At 47.1% G+C, this 20,750-nt stretch carries 23 protein-coding genes; 11 read left to right on the top strand and 12 right to left on the bottom strand.

The genetic code is table 11. The annotated features are described in order from the left end of the window. Position 1 precedes the first annotated feature (1 nt). Positions 2–1,093, bottom strand: coding sequence for an HlyD family secretion protein (locus tag BWI44_RS02600; protein ID WP_118422924.1), 1,092 nt, complete (start codon positions 1,091–1,093; stop codon positions 2–4). A 24-nt stretch (positions 1,094–1,117) separates the two neighbouring features. Beyond that, positions 1,118–2,443, bottom strand: a complete 1,326-nt coding sequence (locus BWI44_RS02595; RefSeq protein ID WP_117707002.1) for a TolC family protein — start codon at positions 2,441–2,443, stop codon at positions 1,118–1,120. A gap of 265 nt (positions 2,444–2,708) precedes the next feature. On the opposite strand from BWI44_RS02595, the gene BWI44_RS02590 reads away from it, so the two are divergent. The 4 genes from BWI44_RS02590 to BWI44_RS02575 all read left to right on the top strand — a co-directional run bounded on the left by BWI44_RS02590 (position 2,709) and on the right by BWI44_RS02575 (position 6,015). Next, positions 2,709–3,005, top strand: coding sequence for a hypothetical protein (locus BWI44_RS02590; RefSeq protein WP_229036188.1), 297 nt, complete (start codon positions 2,709–2,711; stop codon positions 3,003–3,005). Between the two features lie 113 nt (positions 3,006–3,118). Continuing rightward, positions 3,119–4,756: a B12-binding domain-containing radical SAM protein gene (locus tag BWI44_RS02585; RefSeq protein ID WP_195209349.1), complete on the top strand. Its 1,638-nt coding sequence runs from the start codon at positions 3,119–3,121 to the stop codon at positions 4,754–4,756. A gap of 240 nt (positions 4,757–4,996) precedes the next feature. Beyond that, a complete protein-coding gene (locus BWI44_RS02580; RefSeq protein ID WP_195209350.1) occupies positions 4,997–5,413 on the top strand; it encodes an HU family DNA-binding protein in 417 nt (138 codons plus the stop codon). Positions 5,414–5,457: 44 nt separating this feature from the next. Further along, the gene (locus BWI44_RS02575; protein WP_195209351.1) at positions 5,458–6,015 is read left to right on the top strand and encodes a pentapeptide repeat-containing protein; all 558 of its coding nucleotides are present in this window, start codon (positions 5,458–5,460) and stop codon (positions 6,013–6,015) included. On the opposite strand, the gene BWI44_RS02570 is transcribed toward BWI44_RS02575, so the two are convergent. From BWI44_RS02570 to BWI44_RS02545, 6 genes are all read right to left on the bottom strand, one after another. Beyond that, entirely contained in the window at positions 5,992–7,488 is a 1,497-nt protein-coding gene (locus BWI44_RS02570; RefSeq protein ID WP_229036189.1) for a PAS domain-containing sensor histidine kinase, read from the bottom strand. The genes BWI44_RS02575 and BWI44_RS02570 overlap by 24 nt on opposite strands. A 254-nt stretch (positions 7,489–7,742) precedes the next feature. Next, entirely contained in the window at positions 7,743–9,479 is a 1,737-nt protein-coding gene (locus tag BWI44_RS02565; RefSeq protein ID WP_195209353.1) for an AraC family transcriptional regulator, read from the bottom strand. Positions 9,480–9,483: 4 nt separating this feature from the next. Further along, complete coding sequence (locus tag BWI44_RS02560; RefSeq protein ID WP_195209354.1) at positions 9,484–9,921, bottom strand: Fur family transcriptional regulator; 438 nt, start codon at positions 9,919–9,921, stop codon at positions 9,484–9,486. A 5-nt stretch (positions 9,922–9,926) separates the two neighbouring features. Then, complete coding sequence (locus tag BWI44_RS02555; protein ID WP_195209355.1) at positions 9,927–11,876, bottom strand: heavy metal translocating P-type ATPase; 1,950 nt, start codon at positions 11,874–11,876, stop codon at positions 9,927–9,929. A gap of 92 nt (positions 11,877–11,968) precedes the next feature. After that, positions 11,969–12,817, bottom strand: a complete 849-nt coding sequence (locus BWI44_RS02550) for a methylated-DNA--[protein]-cysteine S-methyltransferase (RefSeq protein WP_195209356.1) — start codon at positions 12,815–12,817, stop codon at positions 11,969–11,971. 41 nt (positions 12,818–12,858) lie between these two features. After that, entirely contained in the window at positions 12,859–13,377 is a 519-nt protein-coding gene (locus tag BWI44_RS02545) for a methylated-DNA--[protein]-cysteine S-methyltransferase (RefSeq protein WP_195209387.1), read from the bottom strand. 230 nt (positions 13,378–13,607) lie between these two features. Between BWI44_RS02545 and BWI44_RS02540 the strand changes: the two genes are divergently transcribed. Beyond that, a complete protein-coding gene (locus BWI44_RS02540; RefSeq protein ID WP_286811179.1) occupies positions 13,608–14,258 on the top strand; it encodes an NAD(P)-dependent oxidoreductase in 651 nt (216 codons plus the stop codon). Between the two features lie 124 nt (positions 14,259–14,382). Here the strand turns inward: BWI44_RS02540 and BWI44_RS02535 are convergent, their stop codons facing one another. Together BWI44_RS02535 and BWI44_RS02530 are read right to left on the bottom strand one after the other, a co-directional pair. Continuing rightward, positions 14,383–15,033: a DUF1349 domain-containing protein gene (locus BWI44_RS02535; protein ID WP_195209358.1), complete on the bottom strand. Its 651-nt coding sequence runs from the start codon at positions 15,031–15,033 to the stop codon at positions 14,383–14,385. Positions 15,034–15,085: 52 nt separating this feature from the next. Next, positions 15,086–15,676 (bottom strand): sugar O-acetyltransferase, encoded by a 591-nt coding sequence (locus tag BWI44_RS02530; protein WP_117706995.1) that lies wholly within the window; start codon positions 15,674–15,676, stop codon positions 15,086–15,088. A 114-nt stretch (positions 15,677–15,790) separates the two neighbouring features. On the opposite strand from BWI44_RS02530, the gene BWI44_RS02525 reads away from it, so the two are divergent. The 3 genes from BWI44_RS02525 to BWI44_RS02515 all read left to right on the top strand — a co-directional run bounded on the left by BWI44_RS02525 (position 15,791) and on the right by BWI44_RS02515 (position 18,180). Then, a complete protein-coding gene (locus BWI44_RS02525) occupies positions 15,791–16,549 on the top strand; it encodes a response regulator transcription factor (protein ID WP_195209359.1) in 759 nt (252 codons plus the stop codon). 99 nt (positions 16,550–16,648) lie between these two features. Continuing rightward, positions 16,649–17,557, top strand: coding sequence for a class A beta-lactamase, subclass A2 (gene bla / locus BWI44_RS02520; protein WP_229036190.1), 909 nt, complete (start codon positions 16,649–16,651; stop codon positions 17,555–17,557). After that, positions 17,554–18,180 (top strand): NUDIX hydrolase N-terminal domain-containing protein, encoded by a 627-nt coding sequence (locus BWI44_RS02515; protein WP_195209360.1) that lies wholly within the window; start codon positions 17,554–17,556, stop codon positions 18,178–18,180. The genes bla and BWI44_RS02515 overlap by 4 nt, the downstream gene beginning before the upstream one ends. Before the next feature lie 32 nt (positions 18,181–18,212). Here the strand turns inward: BWI44_RS02515 and BWI44_RS02510 are convergent, their stop codons facing one another. Further along, entirely contained in the window at positions 18,213–18,563 is a 351-nt protein-coding gene (locus BWI44_RS02510; RefSeq protein ID WP_195209361.1) for a winged helix-turn-helix transcriptional regulator, read from the bottom strand. A 209-nt stretch (positions 18,564–18,772) separates the two neighbouring features. Between BWI44_RS02510 and BWI44_RS02505 the strand changes: the two genes are divergently transcribed. The 3 genes from BWI44_RS02505 (at position 18,773) to BWI44_RS02495 (ending at position 20,390) form a co-directional block, all read left to right on the top strand. After that, positions 18,773–19,000: a hypothetical protein gene (locus tag BWI44_RS02505; protein ID WP_195209362.1), complete on the top strand. Its 228-nt coding sequence runs from the start codon at positions 18,773–18,775 to the stop codon at positions 18,998–19,000. Further along, entirely contained in the window at positions 18,946–19,236 is a 291-nt protein-coding gene (locus BWI44_RS02500) for a PIN domain-containing protein (RefSeq protein WP_229036191.1), read from the top strand. Before BWI44_RS02505 ends, BWI44_RS02500 begins: the two co-directional genes overlap by 55 nt. 251 nt (positions 19,237–19,487) lie before the next feature. Continuing rightward, positions 19,488–20,390 (top strand): arginase family protein, encoded by a 903-nt coding sequence (locus tag BWI44_RS02495; protein WP_370449799.1) that lies wholly within the window; start codon positions 19,488–19,490, stop codon positions 20,388–20,390. 75 nt (positions 20,391–20,465) lie between these two features. Here the strand turns inward: BWI44_RS02495 and BWI44_RS02490 are convergent. Then, the coding region (locus BWI44_RS02490; RefSeq protein ID WP_286811066.1) for a hypothetical protein at positions 20,466–20,750 on the bottom strand (285 nt) is incomplete at its 5' end.

Below are 20,750 nucleotides of genomic sequence, written 5' to 3'. Positions count from 1 at the left end.
GTCAGAGTTTAGCTTTCACAACTACCATCATACCTGCCGCCAGTTTCCCATTATCTTCTTTGGAGAGATTAGTGAAATCGATACGAACCGGTATGCGCTGTTGTATCTTCACAAAGTTTCCGGCAGAATTATCGGTGGGAACCAACGAATATTTAGAACCCGTAGCCCCCGAAATAGCTGTAACAGTTCCTGTGAATTCTCTATCGCTGATGGCATCCACCGTGATAGTCACCTCCTGCCCAAGATGCAGATTCTCAATCTGGGTTTCTTTATAATTGGCAACAATCCACTTCTGCGTATCGGGCAAGATGTAAGTGATGGTCTGCCCTGCCGAGATGAATTGACCTTCCTCCAAGGCACGGCGTCCCAACTTTCCGTCGCAAGGGGCTACAACCACTGTATAAGACAGGTTCAGCTTAGCCATTTCCAACGCAGCCGTTGCCCGTTGGATAGCAGCCTCGGTACTCTCACGGCGATGAGACACTTCGTTCACTCCCGAGAGAGCCGCCTTCCGTTGACGCCTCACGGCTTCCAGTTTCTTGTGTGTGGCTTCATATTCCGTTTCTATCTGTTCCAACTGAATGGGAGTTGCAGCATTCCGTTTCACCAGATTTTCATAACGCTGGCGGTCCTTCTCCAGTTTGGCCAAACGGATTTCTATTTCAGAGATGGAAGCATCGTAGACGGATGCGGTGGTTTGCGTAGTCTGCAAGGTGGCTCCAATGACGGTGGCGCCTGCCTGTGCATCCTTCAGGGCGGCTTCGGCTTCCATAACGCGGATTTTATATTCACGGTCGTCCAATACAAGCAAGGTGTCTCCCTTGCGAACTTCCTGGTGTTCGGTGAAATAAATCTTCCTGATATAACCCGAGGCACGCAGGTTGACAGGAGATATATACTGTTCTATTTGGGCATCGTTGCTGGTTTCGGTCTGCTTGTAATCCAGGAAGAGACAGACCACCTGTATGACTCCCCAAATCATGACACCTATTCCCAACAGGCTGATTACGATTTGCCAACGGCGTAATTTTCTCAACTTCTTTGCTTTCTCCTGATGCGTACTGGATGCGCTATTATTTTCTACTGTTTCCATATTCGGATGTTATTGATTAACTTGTTATTTGACTAATGATTCTATTTGCCCGGTCAGTTTCAGCAACATAAGGTTGGTCACCCGATAGTTGTAGTGGGCGCTGATGTAGTTGTTCTGGGCTTCGCTCATCCGCATTTCGTCTTGCAGCACTTCGGTCATCGAGGTGATGCCTTCGCGGTATCGGTCCATAGTGACGGTATACACATCTTCGGCGAGCAAATAATTATCTTTCTGCTTTTTGAAATTCCGCTGGTTGTTCATCAGGTCGTTGGTGGCATTCAGGTATTGGGTCTGCAAATTCTTGCGGGTGTTCTCCTGTGCCAGTTTGATGTTTTCGATATCAATGACGGCCTTGCGGGTTTTATAGCGTTTGTCCAGACCATCGAAAATGGGAACACGCAGCGAGAGGCCCAGGCCATAGGAACGGTACCAATGACCGGAAGAACCGGAATGAAACCAGTGGTAAGCCTTATCGGTGTAAGCGGAAAACATCCAGTTGCCCGTCAGATTCAGGGAAGGGATGTATCCGTAACCAATCATCTTCTTTTGCTGCTCGGCCAGTTGCCGTTGCGATTGCAGCAGTTGGAGTTCGTATAGGCTCTCCGAAAGTCCGGTCAATGCTACGGGAGTGATAGTTTCGGTATTCACCGGCACTAAGGCTATTTGCTTTTCTGCGGGATAATCGATAATGTATTTCAGCAGGTTCAGTTGCTGTTCCAGCATGGCCTGTGCATTGTCATACTGTACTTTCAGGTTTTCGAGATTGATGTTCACCCGTTTCACATCGACTTCCATTGCCATTCCGTTGTCATAGAAGGCCTGCGTGATGTTCTGCAATTCTTCAAGACGGGTGATATTGGCTTTTATCAGTGCAATTTGCTCGGCGGTGACCTGCCCCAGATAATACATTTTGCAGACTTGCAGGATGAGGTCTTCCCTCGCCTTTTCGTAGGTGAGGCGGTTCATCTCGTCCATCGTCCGCGCAATGGAGATGCTGGTGTAGAGGGTTTGGTTATAGAGTGGCATTTGGAGCTGCAATCCTGCGTTGGCACTGTATTGCAGGGTATGAGTCACATTGTAGGGATTGCCGTAAGCTGAGCCGTCGGTGACGGAGACAGGTGGATCGATGTTATCATTATAATTGGCAAAACCATTGATTTGGGGCAACAATCGTGCCCGGTTCTCGGAGATGCCATACCTTCCCTTTTGTATCTCTTTCCGTTTACTTTGCAGGGACAGGTTGTTCTCGATGCCTATCTTCAGACAGTCTTCCAATGCCAGGGTATCTTGTGCGCCTGCACTCGCAACGGGCAGGCAGAAAAAGGAAAAAATGAACAGTAACCTTCTCATAACAATTATTTGATATTTGGAAGCAAAGTTAGCGGGTTAGTGCAAAAGGATGCTGTCTATATATCGACTGTTTATGTTCACATTTTCCCTTTTTATAGGGAGATATTAGTTCACATAATAACAGAGGGCTAAATTATCATTCATAATGCAAGCTAATCAAGAACATCTACTTATGTAAAAAAAGGTAAATGCAGGAAACCATAAAAACGTTTCAATTGTTACTCTAAAGATAGCATGACAACATGTATAACTAAAATAAATGATTATGGAAACAAACAAAAAACTAATCGCAGTCGTAGAAATTAGTGGTGACAAAGCAGTTCAATTCTGGGCAAGAGCCGACGACCTGGCACAGCAATACAATGGAAAGTCAACGGATATAGTTTATACAGTGGTGAAACTTCCCGACTCTGATAATCTGTTCCGCTTCTTTGCCGCTTCAAAAGAAGAAATGACACAGGAAACTTTGCTGGAATGCAGCCGTGAATTTCTGGATGAATTGCTGACACTGGTTCCCAGCGAATGTGTCAGGATAAAGATTGCGGAAGGTAAAGAAGAATAAAAAGAAGTACACCGGATACAGGTGGGACGAAGGATTGGGGGCACAGAAAGAGAGCAAATAGAAATACATTCACTATCTTTGCAATCGTTTTTGTAAACCCAACCCTATATAAAATGAAGTTACTCTGGCTCGACCTGAACAGTTCATACGCCCACTCCTCACTGGCACTCCCCGCACTGCATGCACAGATAGCCGACGACGAAGCCATCGAATGGGACATCGTATCTGCCACCATCAACGAGAATGTGGGCATGGTAGCGGGCGAAGTCTACCGCCGCCATCCCGACCTGCTTGCCGCCACCGCTTGGTTGTTCAACCACGAGCAACTGTTGCACATCATTTCAAGAGTAAAAGCCCTGCTGCCCCAATGCTGCATCGTATTGGGCGGACCGGAATTCCTGGGAGACAACGAATTCTTCCTGCGCAGCAACCCGTTCGTCAGTTGCGTGTTCAGGGGAGAAGGCGAAGAGGTGTTTCCGCAATGGATAACCCACCACAACCATCCGGCGGAATGGAAGAACATCCCCGGACTCTGTTACCTCGACTCCTACGGAAATTACATCGACAACGGCCTCGCCCGCGTACTGGACTTCCATCACCTCGTTCCCCCCGAGAAAAGCCGTTTCTTCAACTGGAGCAAGCCTTTCGTTCAACTGGAAACCACACGGGGCTGTTTCAACACCTGCGCCTTCTGCGTCAGCGGTGGAGAAAAACCTGTGCGCACCCTGTCCATCGAGGCAATCCGCGAACGGCTGCAAATCATCCACCGACACGGAATAAAAAACGTGCGTGTGCTCGACCGTACTTTCAATTATAATACCCGCCGGGCAAAAGAGCTGTTGGAACTGTTCCTTGAATTTGCCCCCGACATACGTTTCCACCTGGAAATGCACCCTGCCCTACTCTCCGAAGAATTAAAAGAGGAGTTAAAGCGCCTGCCCGAAGGGCTACTGCACCTGGAAGCCGGCATACAAAGCCTGCGCGAGCCGGTGCTTGTGCAAAGCCGACGGATAGGCCGACTGTCGGATGCGCTGGAAGGACTGAAATTCCTGTGTGCCCTCCCCAACATGGAAACGCATGCCGATCTGATTGCCGGACTCCCGCTCTATCACCTTTCGGAGATATTCGAGGACATCCGCGTATTGGCGGAATATGGCGCCGGAGAAATACAACTGGAGTCCCTGAAACTGCTTCCCGGCACGGAAATGCGCCGCAGGGCGGAAGAACTGGGCATACAATATTCCCCGTTCCCACCCTACGAGGTGCTGCAAACCCGCGAAATCAATGTGGACGAACTGCAAACCGCTCGGCAACTTTCGCGCCTGCTGGATGGATTTTATAATGCTCCCGCCTGGCAGGGTATCACCCGAAGACTGATTCTGGATAACGAAACGTTCCTGCACGAGTTTCTGGAACATCTGATACGGATAGGATTGATAGATCAACCGATGAGTCTTGAAAAACGGGGCCTCATCCTGTATGAGTTCTGCAAACGGCATTATCCCGAATATCAGTCGGAAGTAAGCATCGCCTGGATAGAAGCAGGCATGTCGCTAAAGAAACTCCCGGCAGAACGGGTAAAGACCAAGCGGCAGGTTCCTCCCGAACATTGGGAAGTGCTGTATGGGGAATACAGGGAGAACCTCCGGCTTTGTTTCCTGCCTGTCGGCGAGGAAGAAAACCGGGGATATTGGTTCGGCTTTGAATCGGAGATACAGAAAATAGAGCCGGTGTTCAAGGCAAGAAATTAATTTATCGTACAAGGCTGAAATACTACCTTTGCCATGCACAGGTTACGGATTAGTTATGCTATCTTTGCGACTCGGCATATCATCAATGGCATTGATGGCAGTCATCATTGGCATTGATGGTGGTCATCATTGGCATTGATGATAGTTATCATCGGCATTGATGGTATGCCAAGAATATAGATATGCCCTGCTTAGTCATGGCATCAATGTAGCTAAATCATAAAGAAAGGAGAACTCAACATGGCTTTTTATAAGAAACAGAAACTGAATGGGAAATGGTATCCGAGAGCAATAACCAAAGGTCGCACAGCTACGACGGATGATGTGGCAAAACGTCTGTCGCTTATATCTACGGTAAGTCCGGGAGATACGTATGCAGTACTCGTGAATTTGGGTGAAGTTCTGGGCAAACTGATGAGTGAAGGCCGGTCGGTACGACTGAAAGGCGTAGGCACATTCTATCTCTCCTGCCGGTCGTCAAGTCAGGGAGTAGACACGCTCGAAGAAGTCAGTCCCCAGCAAATCACTGATACCAAAGTGCGCTTCATCCCCGAATACAGTCGTGAGCAAAACAACCGGGTGACCGACCGCACTCTCATCGACCCTTATCTGGAATGGATAGACTTTGACGAAATAGGCAACAACAGCAACAAATAACCCCTCTTCTAGAGGCTGAACAAGACTAATTTCAACCCCACCATATGGAAAACCAAACCATCGAAAAAGCCGACTTCACCATCGACAAACTGGAACCCAACTACTACGAATGTACCTTCGACAAATGCAACTTCTCCGGCCAGAGCATCGGCAAAGTTATCTTTGAGAGATGCACCTTCAAAGAATGCAACCTGTCACTGGTGAAAGCCAGCAACACCTCCTGGCTGGACGTCCTCTTCACCGACTGCAAGATGACAGGCATCAACTTCACCCTCAGCAACCGCTTCGGCCTGTCCGTAGAGTTCCGCAACTGCCTCCTCTCCTATGCCCTCTTCACCGAAATGAAGCTGAAAGGCACCCGCTTCACCCGTTGCGACCTGCAAAATGCCGACTTCATGGAGACGCAACTCCCCGAAGCCAAGTTCACCGAGTGCGACCTCTGCTACGCCTCCTTCCACCACACCAACCTGGAAAAAGCCGATTTCAGCACCGCCCGCAACTACACCCTGAACCCTGCTGCCAACCGCCTGAAGAAAGCCCGGTTCTCCCGCTACGGGCTGGAAGGACTGCTGACGGGATTAGGAATAGAGGTTGTTGATTAACGCCTCATTGTGTAATTGAGGAGTGGGCGCCGTAGCACAAGGCAATGTAACCCAAAACGTAGTGCCTGCACCCACTTCCGAAGTCACCCCAATGCTTCCGCCCATACTCTCTGCTATAGACTTGCAAATGGGCAGCCCTAAACCAACTCCTTGCGCAAAAGAGTCTACTTTCTCGAAACGATCGAAAACCACTGGAAGTTTATCCTGCGGAATACCGCAGCCTGTATCTTTCACACTAATCTTGACACCCCCATCTACCATGCTGTACGCTATATCGATATGGCCGCTTTGGGTGTTTTTCAGAGCGTTCGACAGGAAGTTGCTCAATATCCGTTTGACATACTGAGCGTCAAGTTCCACCATATAATCCTGCTCCGGTTTATCCACACGGACATCCAGCTTTCCATCGGCCTTCATCCTGCACTCGGCGGCACTTTCCACGATGAGGTCCGACAGGCAGAACCATGCAGGATACAGTTTAAAGTCTCCCGCCTCCAACTTCGAAAGCTCCAGAACATCATCCACCACCTTCAACAAGAGTGTATTGTTATGCTGTATCAACTGGTTATATTCCTTTTTCTCCTCCATATCCTCCGTCATAGTCAGTATGCTTGAGAAACCGACGATAGAATTCAACGGAGTACGTATCTCGTGGCTCATATTGGCAAGAAAGGCAGACTTCAACCTGTTGGCTTCTTCCGCTTTCTCTTTTGCTTCCCGTAAGTCCCGCTCCAGTATCTTTCTCTTGTCAATCATCAGAGTTCCCCCCACCAGGACAACCGGTTCGCCATTTTCATCATATTGATATACGGCTCCGTAGATTTCTCTCCACGAAAGAGTACCGTCTTCATTCCGAAGCTGAAATTCCTCGTCAAAGAAGTCCGTTTCCTTTCGTTTCAGTCTGTCCAATGCCCGGTTGATGTTCTCCCTGTATTCAGGCAGGATAAGCATCAGATGTTCGTCAGCATCGACTATCCTATCCATTGCACCTTCACTGTCTCCTTTCCAGGTGATCTCTTTACGCCTCAAATCCCATGTCCACAGCTTCATACCGGTAGCTTTCAGCAATAAGCGATGCTGAATATCCAATTGTTCCAACTGGCATCGCTTTTCTGTTGCTTCCGTAACGTCCACAGCCGCACTAATCAGCCAGCGGGGCTCGCCCTTGTAGTACAACAACTGCTTATACATATTCAATACATGCCCGCACCCATCAGCCAATATCAGATGCTGAAAGGTGTTTGATTGGCCGGAACGTATCGTTTCCCGGTCTGTCTGTTGAAAGGCAGAACAAATTTCGGAAGGCAGAACACTTGCGTTCTTCCCGACCAGGTCGTCCTGAGAGACACTATATAAATCTTCGGATTTCTTGTTCCAAAAGAGATAGTTACAGTTATCCTTGATGTCCTTCACCGTAGTCGGAATCGGAAGATTATCCAGCAACTCCCGCATCAGGAAATTGTCTTCCCTCATTTCTTCCCACTCTTTTACTGATATGCCATGAAGTTTATACAATCGGAAGTAATAGACTGCCGCTACAATTGAAACAATAAAAGTAACTTGAATTGATAGACACAATATAGACATTGTATATACAGATTTTTGTCATTATAATATTGCAAAGGAATGAAATATCGCAAAAATAACCGATATACAGTTTGTCATACATATAAAGAATTGTCCTCAAATATATTAAAAAAAGTAATATATTACTGACATACAGAATATTACTTTTTCAGTTCCTTCTCCGCATTTTTAAATTCGGAAGGAGTCATGCCCGTCCTTGCTTTGAACAACTGGTGGAAAGTAGGCATACTGTTGATGCCTGACGCTTCGGCAATGGCACGTAAGGTATATTCAGGATGTTCCTTCAATAAATGCATGGCATGATTCAAGCGGAGATTATTGAGATATCCGTTCAGGTTGGTGTCCGTATTCTCTTTTATCATCCGGGCAAAACGGGTGTTGTTCATCTTGACCATCCGGGCAAGTTCTTCTCGCGATATATCGGCGGACAGATACAGGTTATCCCGTTTGATAATATAATCCAGTTTACCGAAAATCATCTTATTCATCCGGGCTTCCTCTTCGTTACCGTCGGATGCTTCCGGCTCTGCCTGCTCCGTCTCCGGAAAAGGCTGGCTCCCGGACATTCTCTCGGCATCAGCCTGCAAGCGGTTCATCTCCTTCTGCATGGACATCTGCTCGTTGACGCGCTCCACCAGCACACGGTTCTTACACTTGATTTTGCGGTTCTGCACCCACATGCGCCACAGGAAGAACAGCGACAACAAGGAAACGCAAAGGACAAAGACTAATGTAATGGTACGTATGGTCAGTTGGAAAGCCTGTTCCGCAATGCGGGCTTCCTTCTCGTTCACTTCGTAAAGGTTATCCAGTTCCAGTGCGGCATTGGTTTTATCACGCCGGTAGATGCTGTCCGTTATGGACAGGATGGAAGCACGCAGCGCGGCTACTTTCTCATAGTCTTTCAGGGCAAGATAGGCGTCTATCTCCCGTTGCAGAACACCGACGTACTCAGTATTCAAGGTATCTTGCTGACGCATCAGCTCCTTGAAGTCGCGGCAATGGTCTATTACAGCCTGATATTGTTTGGTGACAAACAGATAAGGGGTGGCATCGCGCTTACCGGCAGGAGTGCTGTAGATGTGGGTGGACTTGTATTTTTTATGATACTCTTTCCCACACTCCACATCTCCCAGCAAATGGCAGATGCGGGATAACTTGGAATACACATATCCGTATTGCTGGTCGAGGAAAGCCTCACGCACTTCCGGATTGCCTTTCATTCCATCCAGCAGTTTCTCACGTTGTAAACCTACCTGCAAGGCATCTTCCAGACGGTTGTCATTAATCAGATATCCCATCTTCACCCCATAAAAGTAAGAAAGCATCGACTTGCTCAGTTTATCTTTCCTGCCATCCAGCAGGGCAATTGCCTTGTCGAAAAGCTCATATCCTTCCTCTTTCAATGACAGCATCCATTTGTTCTCGCCCATACAGAAGAGTAACTTGCATTCCGACTGCGGGTCATCGAGCCTGCATGCCAGTTCCAGCCCTTCAACCGCATAACGGTTACTTTCTTTATAGTCACTCAGGGTATGGGAGAGGTCGGCCAAGGTTATGGTCATCCTCAACAAGTGGTCAGGGTGGTTTCCGGAGATGGAGTCGTGCACATAGGCCCGGCGGGCATAGTGGAATGCCGATTTATCCTGATACAGGTATGAGTAGACCATACTACGCAAATCATCCACCATGTATATAGGCAACGCCTGCTTTGTTTCAGCTTCATCCAGCAGTTGCAACGCGCGTTCCGGTTCATCCATATAGATGTCCGTGATATACTGTTCCGTATATATATCCTTTGTTTCTTTATCTCCGCTTGCCAAGGCAGATGCTGACAGAAAGCCTAACAAGAGGAGACATATATAGAAATGTCTCATACACTCAATCGTCTGTGTCTATTTTCTTATGGACTGCGCAGTCGGCGCAAATCCCCTTGATTACATAATTAATTCCCGTCTGCATGAATCCCTCCGGAAGCGTGACTGACGGGGCGTGCACACTCCGGATGCAATAGGTTTTATGGCAACGCTCGCAATAGAAGTGCATGTGCTGGTCTTCCACCGTACACATGCAGCAGTCTTCGCAAACGGCATATTTCAATGAACCGCTTCCGTCGTCCACACCATGTATCAGGTGATGGGAAAGAAACAGGGTCAGTGTCCGGAAAATAGTGGATTTATCAACCGTATCGAGTTTATCTTCCAGGTCTGCCATGGACACAGCCCGCTTCATTTCCATCATGGTGCGGAGAATCAACAGCCTCATTGCTGTAGGTTTGATGTCCCGGAGGGACAATTTATGTAGATATACGTCTTTCATACTACTCAGAACTTCTTGCCTAATATGCGAACCGAATTGAGAACGACCAGCAAAGCTACTCCGACATCGGCAAACACCGCCGCCCATAGCGTGGCAAAGCCAAAGGCGCCCGCAATCAGAACCAATATTTTCACGGTGATAGCACCGACAATATTTTGCATCACAATCCGTCTTGTGGCCCGTCCGATGGAGATTGCTGTCGCCACCCGTGACGGCTGGTCGGTCTGGATCACTACGTCGGCACTTTCGATGGCGGCATCCGAACCCAGCCCGCCCATAGCAATCCCCACATCACTGAGAGCCAGTACGGGAGCGTCATTCATGCCATCGCCCACAAAGGCTACAGACACGTCCGGGGCGGAATTGAGTTGTTCCAGATGGACGGCTTTATCTTCGGGAAGCAGGTCACCGTAAGCCTTATCAATTCCCAATTCTGCGGCAAAGATATCAACAATCTCTTGTTTATCACCGGATAACATTTGAATATTATCTATTTTTAAAGCCTTTATTTTTTTTATAGCATCCGTGGCATCCTCCTTCAAAGTGTCCGAAAGCAGCAGGCAACCGGCATACTGCCCGTCGACGGCACAAACAACGACAGTGGCCACACAGTCCGTAAGTTCTTCGGGTACAGGTATCTTGCGGTCCTTCAACAGGCGGATGTTGCCGACAAGGACTTTGCGGGGGCCTACTTCGGCCTCCAGACCATAACCTGCCAGTTCATTCAATGTAGTTACTTCCAGAGATTCTACACCCCGTTCGGCTGCGAAGCGGGCAACGGCTTGTGCCACAGGATGGGTACTTTTTTTCTCTACAGACAGCACCAAGCGCAGCAATTCATCTTCCGTAAGCCCTGCCGCCTGCATGGACGTCACACGAAAACCGCCGGTGGTCAGCGTGCCTGTTTTGTCGAAGACGATGGCATTTACGCGGGTGATGGCATCCAGATAATTACTTCCCTTAAACAGGATACCCATGCGGGACGCCGCCCCTATTCCTCCGAAATAGCCCAACGGGATACTTATAATCAGTGCGCACGGGCAGGATATTACGAGAAACACCAAGCCACGATAGAGCCAATCGTTGAACACATAGTCGAAACCCGGGTGCACCGCCGCAACAAGTGCGGGAAGGGCTACTATCAGGACAGCCAGAAGCACGACAATCGGTGTATAGATGCGGGCAAACCGCCGGATAAACAGTTCGGCAGGCGCTTTGCGCTCTGCTGCGTCCTGCACAAGGTTGAGGATGCGTGCCAGCGTGCTGTGGTCGTAAGGTTTCGTCACCAATATGCGCACCGCCTGTCCGCTGACAATCATACCGGCAAGGACATCACCACCTGCGGATACATTGCGGGGCATGCTCTCTCCGGTCAGCGCCGAAGTATCGAAAACGGCCTGCGGGTTTTGCAGAGTTCCGTCCAGAGGGACACGCTCGCCGGGTTTTACTTCAATGGTTTCTCCCACATTGACGTCACGGGGAGAGACTGTGTAGAGCGTGTTTTCACGATATACATCCACCCGTTCGGGGCGCACATCGAGCAGGCCGCGGATATTGCGGGTAGCCTGGTTCACGGCTTTATCCTGCAACATCTCTCCCAGAGTATAGAGTAGCATCACGGCAAGCGCTTCCGGATATTCTCCGATATAGAATGCTCCGAGGGAGGCTAAAGCCATCAGGGAGAATTCATTGAACCAGTCTTTCCGCAAGATACCCTCCCAGGCTTCGCGCATCACGGGAAGTCCCACGGGCAGGAAGCCCAAGAGGAACCAGCAGAATTCAACCACCGGCTGGCTGAATCCTACCCATTCCTGATGCCGGAAGATGATACCCGTGATAAGGAATATACCTGATAGCACCGGAGCTCCTATCTTACGGATTATAGATTGCTCTTTCTCTTTGCTCTGCGGAGAAGTATGTGTATGTGCACAACCACACTGACATTTTGTTTCCATAATCTTAATCTTATTATTTTGTCCGGTGCAAAGGTAAGGGATGGAGGGTGCAACCGGGTTGCAAAAAGCTTATACTTTTTCTTTCTTTTGCATCAAGGCAAAAGAAAGTACGCCGCCTCCCAACCGATAATCGCCTCCTTCCGCACCTCCCCCCAATGGTAATTTCCGATGTCCCCTGTAGCTTTTATCACCCGATGACAAGGTATCAGAAACGCAACCGGATTCCTCCCGATAGCCGTCCCTACGGCTCTGCAAGCTCCTTCGTGTCCCGATTTTGTTGCCAGGTCGGCATAAGTAGTCAAACCGCCCGCCGGAATTTCCAATAACGTCTCCCATACTTTCAACTGGAAGGAAGTGCCTTTTAAGTGCAGTTTTATTTCGTCCGGTTTACTCCAATCCCGATTAAAGACAGAGAGAGCATCCTCCTGTTTCCGGTCGGGGCACTGTGTATAGGCAGCATTTGGAAAAAGCTGTTTCAAAGAACCGAGCGCCTCCTCCTCCCCTTCATCCACAAAAGCGAGATGGCAGATTCCCTTATCAGTAGAAGCAACCATCACCCAGCCGAACGGAGTTTCGGCAAAAGAATAATTGATACGAAGCGCCTGACCACCGTTTTTATATTCCCCCGGCGTCATCCCCTCGATGTTGACAAACAAATCATGCAGACGTCCCGTCCCCGACAAACCAACCTCACAGGCAGTATCGAAAAGTGAAGCATGCGTCTGTTTCAGAATACGCTTGGCATATTCCACATTCAGATATTGCAGGAAACTCTTCGGACTTATCCCCGCCCACTCCTGAAACATCCGTTGGAAATGAGCCGGACTCATATTCACATGCCCGGCTATCGTCTCCAACCGGGGCTGCTCCTGCCTGTTCTCCTTGATAAAGCGGATGGCAGCAGCAATGCGTTCGTAATTCAATTCTTGTTGTTGCTTCATTTAGCAAAAGGGATTATGGCAAAGCCTTATTAATAAAAGAATCACAGCAAAGACACCGCCGATATCTCCAGTTCCAGCAAGAACTGTTTGGCAGGAAGCCCCCCGCCATATCCCGTCAGCTTACGATTACTGCCGATGACACGGTGGCAAGGCACAAATATGGAAATAGGATTCGCCCCATTCGATGCCGCCACGGCACGGACAGCCTTGGGATTACCCAGTTTCCGGGACAGTTCTCCATACGATACCGTCGTCCCATAGGGAATATTCAACAGCTCATGCCACACAGACTTCTGAAACTCCGTCCCTACAAAGAGTAGTGGCACACAGAACGTAGTCCGTTTGCCCGCAAAGTATTCATCCAGTTGGGTAACGGCTTGCGCCGTCACTTCCGAACTACCTGTTTCATAGCCGGCATGCAGTCCATCCTGCATCCTCTTGTCAATGATGCCTCTGCGCTTCTCGTCCACCCAGTCGCACATACAGAGCTTATCTCCGAAAGAGCCAAGTATCAACTCTCCACATGGAGATTGATAATGTTGTATCAGAATCCTGTCCATCACCGTCATACACGTTTTTCGATTTATTCTTGTTCAGCATGCAAACATACGGACTTTACGGCTGATAACCGACCCGAAATATGCGAAAATCACTTCCACACTCCTATTTTTCCTTTTTCGACAAGTATCAGTACTTAGAAGATTAAACATTCCCTAAAAGAATGTCGTTCGTAAAACTTCTTTCACGGAAAGACGGTTGTTATTATATAAACCCTAAAAAAACGAACAACATGAAGAATGTAGTACTAATAGGAGCAAGTGGTTTCGTAGGAACCGCCATCCTGAACGAATTGCTGAACAGAGGCCATAAAGTAACCACCATTGTGCGCGATGCCAAGAAGATGACCGTCAGCAACCAGAACCTGACAATCGTCGAAGCCGACGTCACCGACACCGATGCCCTGAAAGAGGCCGGCAAAGGAAAAGACGCCGTAATCAGCGCCTATAACCCCGGCTGGAAGGATCCCCATATATACGAAGATACCCTGAAGAATTATCCCCTGATAGTGGAAAGCGCGAAGCAAGCCGGCGTGAAGCGTCTGCTCATTGTGGGAGGTGCCGGAACCCTGTTCTATGCCCCCGGCAAGATGGTGATGGATGCCGATGATGTGCCCGCACAGCTTCTGCCCGGCATTAAGTCCTTAGGCGAATTCTACCTGAACACGCTCCGCAAGGAAAAAGATATCGACTGGATTTTCCTCTCCCCCGCCGCCAACATGACACCCGGCAAACGCACCGCAAAGTTTCGCATCGGAAAAGACGACCTGGTGGTGGATGCCAACGGAGACAGCAATATATCTGTCGAAGACTTTGCCGTAGCCATGGTGGACGAGCTGGAACAGGAGAAGCACCACAAGGAACGTTTCACTATCGGATATTAAACAAAGCTATTTCAGAAAAGAATTTCTTTAAATTTCAAAACAGAATAAATGCCGGCAAATAAAGAATCACTCTTCTTTTTGCTGGCATTTGTCTTTTTACCAAACTTAATTGAACTAACCCTATTTATTCTGCATTCTTTTTCAGCCATTCCAACCTGCGCATATCAGGCAAGTGCTTCACTTTGAAGTTCTCAAACTTAACATTAAACCCACCTCCGTCAGGACAGGCAGCCATGAATCCAACCTTCACAGGAATATTATCCTGCAACCATGCATTCCGCATCATCGTATAAGTCTTGTCATCAAACGAATAGAAGATTTCAACAGCATCCAGCCTGCGGACAGCTTTAATCCAAATATAAGGGACAGGCTTATCCAAAGTGATTACGCTCCAATCACTGGTCTTGTGAGTCACTACTGTACTCAAATTAAATTTTCCGTCTACAAACTCAATACCTGCTTTGATGTAGTTTTCATGATCGATGCGCAACATCAGTCCCGCCTGGTCAAAGCGCGCCTTATAATCGCCCGTCACTTTCACTTTAGCTTCAAATTCACCACCATACGTTGCATAATAGAAGGGGGCATCATCTACAGTAAAACCATAATGAGAGATGCGCCAGTAATCGCTTTGTGGAGTGACAAACATCGAAAGGGTTTTATCTTTTATCTCCCACTGTTCGGGTTCATTGAACCATTGCATCTTCTCCAACGTCTGCGCAAAAGAAGTTTGCGCCACAATAGCCATCAACAGGCCAAAAAGTAATTTCTTCATTTTCCGTGTTATTTTAATTAATCGTTATCCTTATTTATCCAACTCCACTTTTTTATTCGGCACCATATTTCATCCTGTCCGCCTCCGTTATCTGACGAACCACCCGGCAAGGATTTCCAACCGCCAGCACATTGGCAGGAATGCTCTTGGTGACGACGCTTCCTGCACCGATAATCGTATTATCACCGATTGTCACTCCCGGCAGCACACATACCTGCGCACCAATCCACACATTATTCCCCACCGTAATGGGATAAGCATATTCAAGCCCCCGGGTTCTTTGTTCCGCATCCAGCGCATGACCGGCCGTATAGAAACCGCAGTTCGGCGCCACAAACACGTTATCACCGAATGTCACCTTCGCGCCATCCAGAATAACGCAATTCACATTTGAGTAAAAGTTCTCCCCTATTTCGATATTGTAACCGTAATCACAATAGAACGGCTGTTCTATCAGAAAAGACTTTCCCGTCCTGCCAAACAATGCGCGGATTATGTCTTCCCGTTCCTTCTTCTGCGAAGGACGCAGGCGGTTCAGCTCATAGCATCTCTCCTTGCAGACGTCTCTCTCCGCCAAAAGTTCCGCATCACTATTGGCATCATACAACTTTCCGGCCTTCGCCTTTTCCTTTTCAGTCTCCATAATTTCCTTGTTTTGATGAAATAACAATCTGTTTTACTTACCTTTGCAAAGGTAAAGGCTTGCAGGCAAACAGGCAATACTGATTAATAACCATTTTTCGCCCCCTCACGCACCATGGATATCATAGATAAACTGAATGAAGAATTGCTGAAACAAACGTTCGCGAAAGAACGGAAACTGACGGAACATCTGGATGAGTATAAACACATCGCCTCCATGTATGCGCGTACCGAGAATGCCGTAGCCGTATTGAGCGATATGAAAACAAACACCAGCTACATCTATTATGGCGGGGTAGCGGAAAAACTCGGACTGGCAGAACGGGACACCTGCAAGACAGTTCATTCAATATGGGAAGAAGAAATATTCGGCCTGATGCACCCGGACGATTTACTGGAAAAGCATTTGCAAGAACTCCGCTTCTTCCATTTCCTGAAAAACATCCCAAGCCGGAAACGCCAGGACTATTACCTCACGCACAACATGCGTATGCGGGATAATTCCGGCAGGTATGTGCACATTCTGCACCGGATATTCTACATAGCCAACGACTCAAACGGCAGCGTATGGCTGGCCCTCTGCCTCTACAACTTTTCCATAGATACCTCTCTGAGCTGCATCATCATCAACTCCACCAACGGGCAAGTCTTGGAATTGGAAAAGCAAAGCTGCAACGACCTGCTGTCCGACAGGGAAAAAGAAGTCCTGCAACTAATTGATAAAGGGAAAATGAGTAAAGACATCGCCCGGATATTATCAATCAGCATAAACACCGTGAACCGGCACCGGCAGAATATTCTGGAAAAGCTGCAAGTGAGTAATTCCATTGAAGCCTGCCGGGTAGCAAAGGAGTTGAATTTGCTGCACGCCTGACAGGAATCGGGCTGCGTTATCAAAAAAATCTCAGAATTATCGTATCTTTGGGCGATTAAATAAGCCAAAACTAAGATTCACTTTACTGACAACCCCGTAATGAAAACAAATATCTTTTTAACCTGCATACTGCTGGCAACCCTATTCAGTGCCTGCAATGCCTCCAAACGTAACCAACAGAAAGAACTAGAACAGCAAATCGGGCAAGTCCTGAAAGATAAAAAAGCAACCGTAGGCGTTGCCGTATTAGCCAATGACACAATCGTTGCGCTCCATAACAATCAGATTCATTTCCCTCTGTTCAGCGTCTTCAAGTTCCATGTGGCACTGGCTGTTTTAGACAAAATGGATAAGGAGCACGTAAGTTTAGACAGCATCATGGAAATAAAAGCAGCCCAGATGCTGCCCAACACGTACAGCCCGTTGAGGCAGAAATTCCCCGACCGGGATTTCAGCATATCCCTGGGAGAGTTGTTAAAATACAGCATATCATTGAGCGATAACAATGCCTGCGATGTGCTCATTGACTACGTCGGTGGTATAGATAAAGTAAACAGCTACATAAAGTCATTAGGCTTGAAAGACTTTAATCTGGCAGCTAATGAAGACCTCATGCACCGGGATGTGGCAACCCAGTATCAAAACTGGAGCACTCCGGAGGCAGTAGTCAGATTACTGAATATAGCCGACAAGCAAACACTGTTTGCCGCCGGATACAAAGATTTCTTATGGCAAATCTTGAAAGAGACTTCCACAGGTACGGACAAACTGAAAGGAGAATTGCCTCCTGATGTTATCGTCGGACACAAAACCGGTTCTTCGGACAGAACACCCGAAGGTGTGAAAACCGCCGATAACGACGCAGGCTTCATTATTCTTCCGGACGGACGGAAATATTACATCACCGTCCTCGTCATGGAATCGCAGGAAACCGACCGGGAAAATGCAGCCATCATCGCCCGTATATCCAAGATAGTATATGATTCTTTAAATCCTAATATCCAATGAAAGAGAACAACGCCCCTCTCTGGCTCGAATGGGCCAAAGAACTCCAGTTCATAGCTCAAGCCGGACTAACCTATTCCAAAGATCCTTTCGACCTTGAACGCTTTGAACGTATCCGCGAAATATCAGCAGAGATAATGAGCCACCAGAGCGATCTGCCAGTAGAAAAAGTGAAAAACCTGTTCTGCAACGAAACAGGCTTTCAGACGCCTAAACTGGACACGCGGGCTGCCATCTTCAAAGATGATAAAATTCTCCTGGTAAAAGAAAAGGCCGGTGTATGGTCTTTGCCGGGTGGTTGGGTGGATGTGAACCAGACCATCAGGACCAATACGGAAAAAGAGGTAAAGGAGGAAGCGGGATTAGATGTGAAAGCAGTCCGCCTGATTGCTGTGCAGGACAGGAATCTGCACAACATACCGCCATACGCATATAATGTCTGCAAAGCCTTTGTACTGTGTGAAGTAACAGGCGGAAGCTTTCAGAGTAATATAGAAACGACTGAAAGCAGATATTTCTCTCTGGATGAGATACCGGAGTTAGCGGAAGAAAAGAACAGCAAAGAACAGATAGCCATGTGCTTCGCTGCCTATCAGGACGAGAACTGGGAGGTGCAGTTTGATTGAGGCATCTTCTACAGCCTTTCAGCAAGCCTCCCCTATTCTATCTCCAGAATCTCCTTCATCCTCGGTCGGAAATCATCTCCCCATGCTTCAAGCAGTTCAATTATGGGAATTAAAGTTCTTCCGGTCTCAGTGATGGAGTATTCCGAATGGGGCGGAAGTTCCGTAAATATTTTCTTCTGTATCATTCCATGCATTTCCAATTCCTTTAATTGCTGGTTTATCACCCGCGGACTTGCATCGGTAAACAAACGATGCAGTTCACTGGGACGCTTAGAACCTGTAACCAATTCCTGAATGATACAGGATTTCCACTTTCCACCAATCACCTCCATGGTAATCTTGATGCCACAATCAATATCAAAAGGAATTTTCTTCTTATACATATACTCAAGTTTTGCACAAAAATAGGAATATTGGAAGAAAGATAAAAACCATAATGATACATTTCGTCATTATCTTCAAAATCACCCTGTCTTCATGACTAAATGTTATATTCGTTTTATTACTTGAAAAAGACAGCAAACTATTTTCTGTTCGCCCTTGTTTATTACATGAAATACAGTTCTTTTGCATAAAGAAAGGAGAACATATTATGGAACTGTCATTAAATCCCACGGAGTGGTATATGAAGTTATTAGCTCCGCTAAGCCCGGATATTAAATTGGATTTAATCAGCAAATTGTCTGAGTCTTTAAAAGAAAAGGTAGCTCATCCTGCAAAAAAGACACCTAATTCCGAAAACTTCTTTAGTGCATTGTCCGGTGCATGGGAAGACAGTATTTCGGTGCATCCTTCAGTAACAATAAAGAAGAACGTTTAAAAGACGTTGCTTTTGTGATTGACCACTTTAAAGTAATTCCTGTTTCCGAAACATTACCTTTATTCGGAGATATTAAAGCGAATTTAAGGAGAGAAGGAAAACTAATTGATGATTTTGATATATTAATAGGTTGTGCAGCCATCCTTAATCATTTAACAATAGTCACAGATAATATAAAACATTTAGGCAGGCTGCCTGGTATCATTGTTGAGAACTGGACGAACCGCTCCATTTAAACTTGGATTTATTCTGATAATATATAGCCAAATCGCCCCACTACATTATCATAGATGTAATGGGGTGTTTCTTTATTATATTGTACCCTCATACTCTATATCTCATGTAACAACTCATCCATAGGGATAAATTTATCACTATATGAATAATTTAGCCGTACTTGTATAAAACCGAAGGGCTTCCTATTTTTGTACCTAAAAAAATGAGAAGCTTTTTAGTATCCATCGCATTAATCATTGGAGCCACTTCAATGTATGCACAAAAAAACAATAAAGATATGAAGAATGAAACGACTCCTCTCCGCCTGATTTACCCGCAATGGCAAGGTGGAATTATAGATCACTGGATGCCTGATATTCCTGCGGAAGACTCTTCCAGAGGCTATTATTTAGGTGCCCAACTCTTAAACCTGCTGGCTCCCGAAAGCAACCAGAAGACTGTGGAAGTTCCGGTTTCACTGGACATAAACGACCGGGCCATAGAGAAAGGCATCAGCGCCCGCAATGTCATCGTAAAACAAAGCAAAGCAGCGCTCGATATACTTAATGAAAACAATCCGGACCGGATTATCACCCTCGGCGGGGAATGCTCGGTGAGCGTTGTCCCGTTCACTTACCTGGCGGCTAAATATCCTGACGATATAGCCGTAGTCTGGATAGATGCACATCCTGACATCAACCTGCCTTACGATGCATACAAAGGTTATCACGCAATGGCCCTCACAGCCTGTCTGGGTATGGGTGATGAAGAGATTATCAATATGTTACCCGGTAAATTCGATGTGTCCAAAGCATTGATTGTAGGTTTACGTTCGTGGGACGAAGGTATGCAAGCAAGGCAAAAGGAATTAGGCATAAAAGGTCTGGCTCCCAAATACGTGGCGGAGAATAGTACCACCATCATGGAGTGGCTGAAAGGAATAGGAGTTTCCAAAGTCGTCATCCACTTCGACCTGGACGTGATAGACCCTGCCGACATGATTGCAGGCGTAGGCGTTGAACCTGACGGGATGAAGACCGTGGAAGTGATACGAGTGATTAATGATATAGCCGCCAAGTATGATTTAGTCGGCCTGACCGTAGCCGAGCCCATGCCCCGCATTGCAATCAAAATCAGAAACATGCTGAACCGCTTACCTTTATTAAAAGAGTAAGAAAAAGCCCATACAAATAATCTCTATATTTGTATGGGTTCAAACAGATAGAACCGGTATCGGTCAAATGGTCTGCTATTCAGAAAAAGATTCATCGCATACTTCAGTGACTTGTTCATAAGGAATGCATCCATAGCTGCGGTCGTCCAGATAACGCAATGCTACATACGGTACGTCTGCCCCGGAAACATACATTTGCAATATAGATATAACCTCCGCCATACGCGAAGTGAATGAACCATTTCGTTCATTATAAACCTTCACCCACACACGGTCTCCTCTTTTGATGGAAAGTTCTATATTCTTCATAAACAGTATAATTAATGCGTTTGTTGGAATTACTTGCATAGTAACGGCAAA

The organism is Bacteroides sp. Phil13 (assembly GCF_001940965.1).
GTDB classification, from domain to species: Bacteria; Bacteroidota; Bacteroidia; order Bacteroidales; family Bacteroidaceae; genus Bacteroides; species Bacteroides intestinalis.
The sequence above is the reverse complement of the archived record's forward strand: the minus strand, read 5'-3'. Positions and strand labels throughout refer to the sequence as shown.

Bases quoted from the DNA above. Each gene is read 5' to 3' on its own strand.
- BWI44_RS02550 (WP_195209356.1), bottom strand. From the start codon at position 12,817: ATGAAGCAACAACAAGAATTGAATTACGAACGCATTGCTGCTGCCATC.
- BWI44_RS02525 (WP_195209359.1), top strand. From the start codon at position 15,791: ATGGATATCATAGATAAACTGAATGAAGAATTGCTGAAACAAACGTTC.
- BWI44_RS02575 (WP_195209351.1), top strand. From the start codon at position 5,458: ATGGAAAACCAAACCATCGAAAAAGCCGACTTCACCATCGACAAACTG.
- BWI44_RS02505 (WP_195209362.1), top strand. From the start codon at position 18,773: ATGGAACTGTCATTAAATCCCACGGAGTGGTATATGAAGTTATTAGCT.
- BWI44_RS02585 (WP_195209349.1), top strand. From the start codon at position 3,119: ATGAAGTTACTCTGGCTCGACCTGAACAGTTCATACGCCCACTCCTCA.
- BWI44_RS02565 (WP_195209353.1), bottom strand. From the start codon at position 9,479: ATGAGACATTTCTATATATGTCTCCTCTTGTTAGGCTTTCTGTCAGCA.
- BWI44_RS02515 (WP_195209360.1), top strand. From the start codon at position 17,554: ATGAAAGAGAACAACGCCCCTCTCTGGCTCGAATGGGCCAAAGAACTC.
- BWI44_RS02510 (WP_195209361.1), bottom strand. From the start codon at position 18,563: ATGTATAAGAAGAAAATTCCTTTTGATATTGATTGTGGCATCAAGATT.
- BWI44_RS02560 (WP_195209354.1), bottom strand. From the start codon at position 9,921: ATGAAAGACGTATATCTACATAAATTGTCCCTCCGGGACATCAAACCT.
- BWI44_RS02535 (WP_195209358.1), bottom strand. From the start codon at position 15,033: ATGAAGAAATTACTTTTTGGCCTGTTGATGGCTATTGTGGCGCAAACT.
- BWI44_RS02580 (WP_195209350.1), top strand. From the start codon at position 4,997: ATGGCTTTTTATAAGAAACAGAAACTGAATGGGAAATGGTATCCGAGA.
- BWI44_RS02595 (WP_117707002.1), bottom strand. From the start codon at position 2,443: ATGAGAAGGTTACTGTTCATTTTTTCCTTTTTCTGCCTGCCCGTTGCG.
- BWI44_RS02600 (WP_118422924.1), bottom strand. From the start codon at position 1,093: ATGGAAACAGTAGAAAATAATAGCGCATCCAGTACGCATCAGGAGAAA.
- BWI44_RS02500 (WP_229036191.1), top strand. From the start codon at position 18,946: ATGGGAAGACAGTATTTCGGTGCATCCTTCAGTAACAATAAAGAAGAA.
- BWI44_RS02530 (WP_117706995.1), bottom strand. From the start codon at position 15,676: ATGGAGACTGAAAAGGAAAAGGCGAAGGCCGGAAAGTTGTATGATGCC.
- BWI44_RS02570 (WP_229036189.1), bottom strand. From the start codon at position 7,488: ATGAGGGAAGACAATTTCCTGATGCGGGAGTTGCTGGATAATCTTCCG.
- BWI44_RS02495 (WP_370449799.1), top strand. From the start codon at position 19,488: ATGTATGCACAAAAAAACAATAAAGATATGAAGAATGAAACGACTCCT.
- bla (WP_229036190.1), top strand. From the start codon at position 16,649: ATGAAAACAAATATCTTTTTAACCTGCATACTGCTGGCAACCCTATTC.
- BWI44_RS02590 (WP_229036188.1), top strand. From the start codon at position 2,709: ATGGAAACAAACAAAAAACTAATCGCAGTCGTAGAAATTAGTGGTGAC.
- BWI44_RS02545 (WP_195209387.1), bottom strand. From the start codon at position 13,377: ATGGACAGGATTCTGATACAACATTATCAATCTCCATGTGGAGAGTTG.
- BWI44_RS02555 (WP_195209355.1), bottom strand. From the start codon at position 11,876: ATGGAAACAAAATGTCAGTGTGGTTGTGCACATACACATACTTCTCCG.
- BWI44_RS02540 (WP_286811179.1), top strand. From the start codon at position 13,608: ATGAAGAATGTAGTACTAATAGGAGCAAGTGGTTTCGTAGGAACCGCC.